The 9,218-nt window shown below is 40.6% G+C and carries 5 protein-coding genes; all 5 read left to right on the top strand.

From position 1 onward, the window contains the following. Positions 1 to 362: 362 nt before the first annotated feature. The 5 genes from B4Z47_RS21015 to B4Z47_RS20995 all read left to right on the top strand — a co-directional run bounded on the left by B4Z47_RS21015 (position 363) and on the right by B4Z47_RS20995 (position 9,186). Positions 363 to 3,452 carry a SusC/RagA family TonB-linked outer membrane protein gene (locus B4Z47_RS21015; protein WP_115046554.1) on the top strand — a complete coding sequence of 1,030 codons (3,090 nt, stop codon included), beginning with the start codon at positions 363 to 365 and terminating at the stop codon, positions 3,450 to 3,452. 23 nt (positions 3,453 to 3,475) lie between these two features. Further along, positions 3,476 to 5,221, top strand: coding sequence for a RagB/SusD family nutrient uptake outer membrane protein (locus B4Z47_RS21010; RefSeq protein ID WP_286727843.1), 1,746 nt, complete (start codon positions 3,476 to 3,478; stop codon positions 5,219 to 5,221). Positions 5,222 to 5,390: 169 nt separating this feature from the next. Beyond that, positions 5,391 to 6,692, top strand: coding sequence for a ribosome biogenesis GTPase Der (gene der / locus B4Z47_RS21005; protein ID WP_112375434.1), 1,302 nt, complete (start codon positions 5,391 to 5,393; stop codon positions 6,690 to 6,692). A gap of 21 nt (positions 6,693 to 6,713) precedes the next feature. Continuing rightward, entirely contained in the window at positions 6,714 to 8,180 is a 1,467-nt protein-coding gene (gene cysS / locus B4Z47_RS21000; RefSeq protein ID WP_112374933.1) for a cysteine--tRNA ligase, read from the top strand. Positions 8,181 to 8,301: 121 nt separating this feature from the next. After that, positions 8,302 to 9,186 (top strand): DUF4440 domain-containing protein, encoded by an 885-nt coding sequence (locus B4Z47_RS20995; RefSeq protein ID WP_112375433.1) that lies wholly within the window; start codon positions 8,302 to 8,304, stop codon positions 9,184 to 9,186. Positions 9,187 to 9,218 lie beyond the last annotated feature (32 nt).

Here is a 9,218-nt window from a genome sequence, read left to right as displayed (position 1 = left end):
TGGTCCCCGCTACTAAAAGAAAAAAGCCGAGGTGAATATCTTGGCTTTTTTTTGTATCCTAAATCACGCTATAATACCACCTGTCTTTCAGGATTATCTTTTTCCTGCTCGTCTAAATTTCTCATTGTCGACTGTCCTGAGGTTGTTAAAAAACTGTCTTTTGCTGTTAGTTAATCGCTCTAATTTTTTGATAGTGGATTGTACTGTAAAATGTGTGTTTATGCAATCGTTTGTTTAATTGGCGCAATCGATTTCGTTGCTGCTAAATTTTGATATACTGTCATCATCTTTTAGTTTTAGCATTCATGTACCTAAATTTTGATTAGCACGCTAATCAATTTTTAAACTAACTATTAAATATTATGATTTCAAAGATTCTCGACAATCACAAGTTGAGTCTGTTATCATTAGCTTTACTCATTACAAGTACACACAACTCGGCTAATGCTAATGGTCTTACGTTTCCAAACAACAATATTTTGTTGAATGACGCGGTTTATCAACAAAAAGTGAATGGAAAAGTGCAGTCAACAGACGGCCCATTGGCTGGTGCAACCATTAGTGTTAAGGGGAGCGCTAAATCGACATCGGCAGGAGTAGATGGACGGTTTACCATAGATGCTAAAAATGGTGATGTACTGGTCGTTACAAGTGTTGGTTATAAAACACAGGAAGTGACGGTGACAGGACCGGTTGTTAACATCAATCTGGAGTCCAATAGTGAAGCACTTCAGGAAGTTGTTGTCGTTGGGTATGGAACACAACAGAAAAAAGAAAGTTTAACTGGTGCCCTTCAGGCTGTTAAGGGAAACAAATTACGTGATGTCACTACGCCGTCGGTTGAGAATATGCTGAATGGTAAGGCTGCCGGTGTATATGTTGCACCAGGGGCTGGTAAACCGGGGTCAAATGGTGGTGTTGTGATTCGTGGTCAGGCAACCCTAAGCGGTACGACGAGTCCGTTGTGGGTTATTGATGGTGTTATCGTTGGCTCAAGCCCAGGTGATATCAATCCAGATGACATTGAATCATTGACTATCCTAAAAGACGCTGCCTCAACATCTATTTATGGTTCTCAGGGTGCAAATGGTGTTGTTGTCGTTACAACAAAAAATCCTTCGGCTTCCAAAACAAGCATTAGTTTTTCTACAAAAATGGGTATCAACCAACTTTCCAATGGACACATGGAAATGATGGACGGGGCTGAACTTTATGACTACTTTGCTTCATTTTCGAATCCCGCTGATATCAAATTCCCACGTTGGAATTCGGACTTGCGCAATAGCAATTTTGATTGGTGGAAGCTGGCAACGAAGACCGGATTTGTCCAAAACCACAATTTATCCATTCAGGGAGGAAATGATAAACTACAGTCTTATTTGTCTTTAGGGTACTACAACGAAGCCGGTGCTGTAAAAGGGTATGATTACGATCGTTATAACTTTAGATTACGTACCAACTATAAGCCTTTTGACTGGTTGACCATCAAGCCATCTATTGCCGGTTCGAGACGTGCGGTAGATGATCGTCAATATGATGTCAATGCCATGTATGGAAACCTACCTTGGGATAGTCCATACGATGCAAATGGAAATTTAGTGCCACACCGTTATAGTGGCTGGGTCAATAATGCAAGCACGAATTACTTGTATGACTTGCAATGGAATCATAGTGCCAATACCAATTATGAATTTATGGGTAACTTAGATTTCGATGTCAAATTAACGGATTGGTTGACCTTCTCCTCTGTCAACAATTATCGCTACAATACGTATTCTGACAGTGGTTATCAAGATCCGCGATCAAACAGCGGTGAAAGTGTAATTGGTCGTGTAACGGATTACCGCATGGAGTTTGCGCGTCGTTATACCAACCAAATCTTGCGTTTCAACAAGACCTGGGATAAACATAGCCTGAATGGATTGGCTGCATACGAATTTAACGACTACTGGACAAAAACTTTAGATGCTTACGGAACGGGTATTGTCAATGGTTTCGAGGTATTGGATGTTGTTGCAAAGCCAGAACGTACGAAAGGCGGAATTTCCGAATGGGCAGTACAGTCATTCTTGTCGAATGCAAACTATGCATACGATAATAAATATCTGGCACAGGTGTCTTTCCGTCGTGATGGAGCATCCAATTTTGGTACCAATGCAAAATATGGAAACTTCTTTTCCGTTAGTGGTGGCTGGAATATCAATAAGGAAGAGTGGTTCAAGGCTGATTGGGTAGATAATTTGAAACTGCGGGCGGCTTATGGATCGGTAGGTAATAGACCGAGCTCATTATATCCACAATATAGCCTTTATTCGGTATCAGCATCATCAAGCTATAATGGAATACCAGGGGCATTAATTAGCCAAATCGGTAATAAAGATCTGACTTGGGAAAAAACATACACAACAGGATTTGGTGTGGATGCAGCCTTATTTAAGAATAGGCTAAGACTTAATGTTGATTATTACGATAAGAAGACTGATAATGTGCTTTATCAAGTGCCGATCAGTGGTCTGACAGGTGTCACTTCTATCTGGAAAAATATTGGTAAGATGCAAAACCGGGGTATTGAATTGACCATCGGTGGTGATATCGTTCGCAATGACAATGTACATTGGAGTTTGGATGTTAATTTAAGTCACAATGTGAATAAATTGACCGAGCTATTCGCGACAAAAGATGCCAATGGTAATCTTGTTTCGAAACCAATTATCGCAGGGGACGGATCAGGGATAGCTGGATCGGCGCAACGTTTGCTTCAACCTGGTTATCCGGTAGATACCTATTATCTAAAAGAATGGGCTGGTGTCAACGTTGATAATGGTTTGCCAATGTGGTACAGATACGAGACAGATGCCAATGGCAATGAAACAAGGACAACGACGTCGAACTATTCCAATGCAACTTTCCGCAATGCAGGAAAAGGAAATGCAGATCTCTTTGGCGGTTTCAGTACAGCCTTAAGTTATAAGCAGTTTGATCTAAATGCCGTGTTCGGGTTCTCTTTGGGCGGTAAGTTGTATAATTATTCGCGCCAAGAATTTGACTCGGATGGAACTTATACCGATCGTAATCAGATGAAGTTACAGGATGGTTGGAGCCGCTGGGAAAAACCCGGTGATGTTGCTACTCATCCGATAGCAAGATACGATAACCAAGATAAAGGTAATTCACCGTCAACACGCTTCTTGGAAAGTAACAATTTCTTAAAAATGAGATCCTTGACTTTGGGTTACAACTTCGATCTGAAAAAGTATAACATCAAAAATTTACGTGTATTCTTAGCTGGAGAGAATTTGTTTACGATTACAAACTACTCGGGTGTTGATCCGGAGCTTCCATTGACTGAACCAGATGGTAAAGGCGGGGGTGGTCAAATGATCAGATCTACAGGCGTCTCTGTATATCCAATGGTTCGTAAATACATGTTCGGCGCAAGTGTGACATTTTAATTTTAACGTTTAGAAAATCAATAATGAAAAAGATATTAATCGGACTTTTGATCGCATCGGCAGTATCCTCCTGCGATATCGATCGTCTTCCTTATACTTCGATGGACGAAGAGAATATTGTGAGTAATCCTGATGCCATGGTAACAGGTACTTATGCGCAGTTAAAAGCTTGGTCCGACCCAATGCACCGTCTTGGTGAATACGCTGGTGATAATATGATGATCCGCGGGTCATCGACAGACGCATTTTACGAATTTATCTCCTATGCGAGAACACCTAATAATTACCGTTTGCAGAACTTCTGGGATAGCGGTTATAAAGCTATCGCGCAATCTTCGAACGTCATTAAGATGTTTGCCGAAGGTCAAAGTGAAGAGATGGATAATAAATTGGGTGAATGTTATTACATCCGTGGAATGATGTATTTTTACCTTTGCCGTGCGTTCGGGAAGCCTTATTACCAAAGTCCCGAGACAAACTTGGGTGTTCCAATTGTCAACGGTACACCTGAAGATGTATTCAATGATTTGAACTTGCCAGACCGTGCGTCTGTAAAAGATACCTATGCGCAAGCAATCAGTGATCTGAAGAAAGCAGAAGCTTTATTGAAGATCGATAAAGGGGCAGTGTATGCTTCAAAGGGGGCGGCACAAGCAATGCTTTCCCGTATATACCTGTATATGAGCGGCACGTATAAAAATCCAAATGCAGAATATGCACGTCTTTCTGTAGAATACGCAGACAAGGTGATTAATTCAGGTAAATATGTTCTATTGGCTCGTGAGCAATTCATGAAATACAATACCTTTAGACCAGAAGATAACAAAGAGACGATCTTTGCGGTGAAACGTGTCGCTTCTGAATTTTCAGGTGATGATCACTATTATGGTATTGGTGGTATGTACTCCAATATCGGTTGTATGGGCTGGGGCGAGATGTATTCCAGTGCCAAGTACATTGATTTATTAAATGAAACAGGTCGCAATGACTGGAGACCTGATCATTATACGATTGTCGATGCACGTGCGGCCTTTATTGAACCTACTTATTCCAAAGATAAGGCCGGCAAATACTCAACTGTGTTTCGATTTATCAAACAAGATATACCTGCGAAAGCCGGTGATCCTAAAACAATGAGCTATCTGCAAATTCCAGTTGTAATTAACGGAAATACTGTTGTTGCACGAGAAGTCAAAAAGATAGGTGATAATGAGGTTGTTAAAGAATATACATTGACGGCAATTAATGCTAATCAACAGACCTATTCAATTACTTATGAAGATGGCAATACCTACTCCGGTATGATCGATTACTATATTTCCTTAAACCGTGCTTATCCACAATTCTATATTGTGAAATGCTCACGTGAAGGCGAGGAGTCGCAATTGCACTCACCTGTAATCAGCCGCTTGGGTGAAATTTATTTAAATCGCGCAGAGGCTAATGCAAAATTAGGTAATTATGGTGCTGCGCTAAATGATTTAAATACCATCAGAAATCGTTCTATTGTCAATGGGGGATATACTTCAATTGATGCTACCAATGCAAGTAAACTGATCGACAAAGAGCGTCAGTTGGAATTGGCTTACCAGGCTGAACGCAGTTATGATGTGTTTCGTAATGGCTTGCCGTTAAATAGAACTTATCCTGGGCCACAAAAACAATTTGAGGATATTGTGCCGACAGATTTTAGAGTGACTTATTTTATTCCACAGGATGCGATCAATTCATATCCAGGGAAATTGACTCAGAATCCAACGTCTAATTAGGCGAATATTGATAATTTAAACCCTATAAATGGCTTTACTTCACGGTAAAGCCATTTTTGTTTTTGTGTCGCGATAATCCCTTTCGAATCCGTATCTTTGTTCCCTTAAGTATATTTTTAGCATAAAAGTGCCACCTGCTGTGATAGTGGGTGGATCAAATAAAATAAATATGGCAAATATTGTTGCAATTGTTGGTCGTCCAAATGTTGGTAAATCTACCTTATTCAATCGTCTTACAGAAAGTAGAAAAGCGATTGTTGATGACTTTAGCGGGGTGACGCGCGACCGTCATTATGAAACAGCCGAGTGGATCGGAAAGAAATTTACAGTAATTGATACAGGTGGTTTTGTACATGGTTCGGATGATGTCTTTGAAGAGGCTATTCGTGATCAGGTCTATATCGCTATTGAAGAAGCTTCGGTCGTTATATTCATGGTGGATGTCACCACTGGCATTACCGACTTGGATGACGAAATCGCTGATATTCTGAGAAGAAGTTCTAAGCCCGTGTATGTCGTGGCTAATAAAGTCGATCACGCTAAATTGCACCATGAATCGGCAGAGTTTTATGCTTTTGGTTTAGGTGAGGTTTTTAATATCTCGTCAGCCACAGGATCCGGTACAGGTGAATTGTTGGATGCTGTTGTTTCTCATTTTGAAGTGGAAGAGGAAGAAGAAGAATCTTTACCGAAATATACCATCGTGGGGCGCCCGAATGTGGGTAAATCCTCCTTGACAAATGCCTTGATCGGCAAAGATCGCAATATTGTAACGCCAATGGCCGGGACAACACGTGATTCAATCCGTATACATTACAATCAATATGGACATAACTTTTTATTGATCGATACTGCTGGTCTTCGTCGTAAGTCCAAAGTAAATGAAGATATTGAGTTTTATTCAGTGATGCGTACCATCAAAGCTTTGGAAGATTCTGATGTGACAATTTTAATGCTTGACGCACAGGATGGATTAGAAGCGCAGGATGTTAATATTTTCAACTTGGCGGAGAAGAACCGCAAAGGTATTGTCATTGTTGTCAATAAGTGGGATTTGATCGAAAAAGACAACAAAACAATGAAGGCTTTCGAAGATCGTATCAAAGAGAAAATAGCACCATTTACAGATGTGCCTATTATCTTTACTTCCGTAACCGAAAAACAACGTGTCCTTAAGGTGTTGGAAGTTGCGGATAAGGTATACGCCAACAAGACCAAAAAGATTCCGACTTCCAAGTTGAATGAAGTGATGTTGGATATTATCGAGAATTATCCACCCCCATCCTTAAAGGGTAAATATATCAAAATTAAATATGCAACACAGTTGCCTGGACGGACACCGATGTTTGCATTCTTCTGTAATCTGCCACAATACATCAAAGATCCATACAAACGTTTTATTGAAAACAAATTGCGTGAGCACTTTGACTTTACAGGTGTGCCAATTCAAATATATTTCAGACAAAAATAGATTTCCAAGCAGCGATTAAACATGGACCATAATCTCTATTTATACAATACGCTTTCGCGAACAAAAGAAAAATTCGAACCTATTCATCCCAACCTCGTTGGTATGTACGTATGTGGACCCACCGTATACAGTGATGTGCATTTGGGTAACTGTCGGACGTTTGTATCTTTTGATTTGATTTTTAGATACCTGCGTCATCTTGGTTATAAAGTGCGTTATGTGCGCAATATTACAGATGCGGGGCATTTGGAAGGCGATCGTGATGAAGGGGATGACAAATTTGCAAAAAAAGCAAAATTGGAACAATTGGAGCCGATGGAAATCGTTCAAAAGTATACGATAGGTTTTCATGACGTATTGCGTCTTTTCAATACGTTGCCACCGAGTATTGAGCCTACTGCGACAGGACATATCTCCGAGCAGATCGAAATGATCGAACAGATTATCGAGAATGGTTATGCCTATGAGCGGAATGGTACAGTCTATTTTGATGTTGAAAAATACGTTGAAACATACGATTATACGATATTGACCAATCGTAAATTGGAGGATATGCTCAATAATACCCGTGAATTGAGTGGTCAGGATGAGAAAAAGGGGCGTTTGGACTTTGCCTTGTGGATCAAAGCAAAGCCTGAAACGATTATGCGTTGGCCCGCACCTTGGAGTGTTGGCTTTCCAGGTTGGCATATCGAATGTTCGGCCATGAGCAGAAAGTACCTAGGTGATCAATTTGATATTCATGGCGGTGGAATGGATTTGGCAGCAACCCATCATACCAATGAAATTGCACAGTCCGAAGCATGTAACCATACGAGCCCTGCCAAATATTGGATGCACACGAATATGTTGACTGTCAACGGTGCGCGTATGTCCAAATCTGCAGGGAATGGATTTTTGCCGGGCGAGCTATTTACTGGAAATCATCCCTTATTGAATAGAGGCTATTCGCCGATGGCTGTACGTTTCTTTATGTTACAGGCCCATTATAGAAGTACGTTGGATTTCTCCAATGAGGCGCTGGATGCGGCCGACAAGGGGTATAAAAGGCTGATGACTGCAATCAGTCTATTAGACAAATTGAAGGTGTCGAAAGGTGCTGATTCATTCAATTTGGCTGAAATTCGCCGTAAATGTTACGCGGCTATGGATGACGACTTTAATAGCCCTGTACTCATTGCTGAATTGTTTGAAATTGTACGTATCATCAACTCGATTTATGATGGTAAAGCGAAAGTAACGGCAGAAGGATTGGAGGGCCTTAAACTATTCATGAAAGAATTTGTAGAGGATATTCTAGGCCTTCGAAACGATCAGACTTCAGCATCCGATGATATCGATGACGTCATGAATCTGGTCATCAAGCTACGTAATGAAGCAAAAGCAAATAAAGACTTCGTCACCTCAGATCGTATTCGTGATGAGCTTAATTCTATTGGAATTCAATTGAAAGATAGTAAAGAAGGAACACTTTGGAATAAGATTTGATAGATAAGAAATCGAATTTATACAAGAGGAATGTAATGGAATATTCTTATTGGGAAAACACGTTATCTGTGGAAACCAATGGATATTCCATATCACCTTTAAAAGAAAGATCATTTTGCATATGAATTTTTGGAATAGGCTATCCGTCGTCGCATTGATGAGTGTTGCTGGTACGACACTATATGCGCAGATACCCGAGAAAGTTGGAAGCCTATTGCAGGCCGATAAGGATGCTGCTGCATTGGCGAAAGCGTCTACGCCACACCAGGCGTTTCTTTCGATCATTGATAAGGAATCTACGTTTTATGTCCCATCGGCAGTAAATGCCTATAACTATCTGAATAATAGACCAAATATTCCCGATGTTTTAAATTGGCAGCCTACCTTTGCGTTGATTGCTAAAAGTCAGGAGTTTGGTGTGACTTCGGGGTCTATGGACTTTCAGAAAGTAGGTGCAAGATTGCGTCATGGAGAATACTTGACTGTCTGGAAACGCAACAAAAAAGGTAAGTGGCTGGTCGATATTCGTGCCGAAGTTGAAAACAACGGGAACGACGGGGAGTTTGATCTTGAATATATCGAACCTACCGACTCGTGGTATCTGAAGCATCGTTCTAAAGTACGCTTAAACCAGCGTGAAGATATTGTCCTGGAGACAGACAAATTGATGTCAACCGTTTTGAAAGCCGACAATCCAACCGCATATAAGGAGTTTTTAAGTGAGGATGTCCGGTTTTTGTTCCCTTGGACCAATCCGATGGAAGGAAAAGCTAAAATGATGGCCTATCTCAAAAAACAACGCATGACGATAGAGACAGTCCCCGAAGAAGTAAAACGTTCATATAGTGGCGATTTTGCCTATACCAAGGGAACTGCAACGGTGCGACAAAAGGATAAGGTGGTGAAGTATAATTATATTCGTATCTGGCAATTGAGTGAATTAGCGAAGGATGATGTGAAGAAAGCGAACTGGAATATTCTGATCGAGATGATGTTTGAGAAATAATAGGACGATTGCAACATAAAAAAAGGGCTTGA

The sequence above is a fragment of the Sphingobacterium sp. UBA2610 genome (assembly GCF_002339225.1).
In the GTDB taxonomy this organism is placed as follows: domain Bacteria; phylum Bacteroidota; class Bacteroidia; order Sphingobacteriales; family Sphingobacteriaceae; genus Sphingobacterium; species Sphingobacterium multivorum.
This window is presented reverse-complemented; position numbering and strand designations above follow the sequence as displayed.

Coding starts and splice junctions, on each gene's coding strand:
- B4Z47_RS21015 (WP_115046554.1), top strand. CDS start 363: ATGATTTCAAAGATTCTCGACAATCACAAGTTGAGTCTGTTATCATTA.
- der (WP_112375434.1), top strand. CDS start 5,391: ATGGCAAATATTGTTGCAATTGTTGGTCGTCCAAATGTTGGTAAATCT.
- cysS (WP_112374933.1), top strand. CDS start 6,714: ATGGACCATAATCTCTATTTATACAATACGCTTTCGCGAACAAAAGAA.
- B4Z47_RS21010 (WP_286727843.1), top strand. CDS start 3,476: ATGAAAAAGATATTAATCGGACTTTTGATCGCATCGGCAGTATCCTCC.
- B4Z47_RS20995 (WP_112375433.1), top strand. CDS start 8,302: ATGAATTTTTGGAATAGGCTATCCGTCGTCGCATTGATGAGTGTTGCT.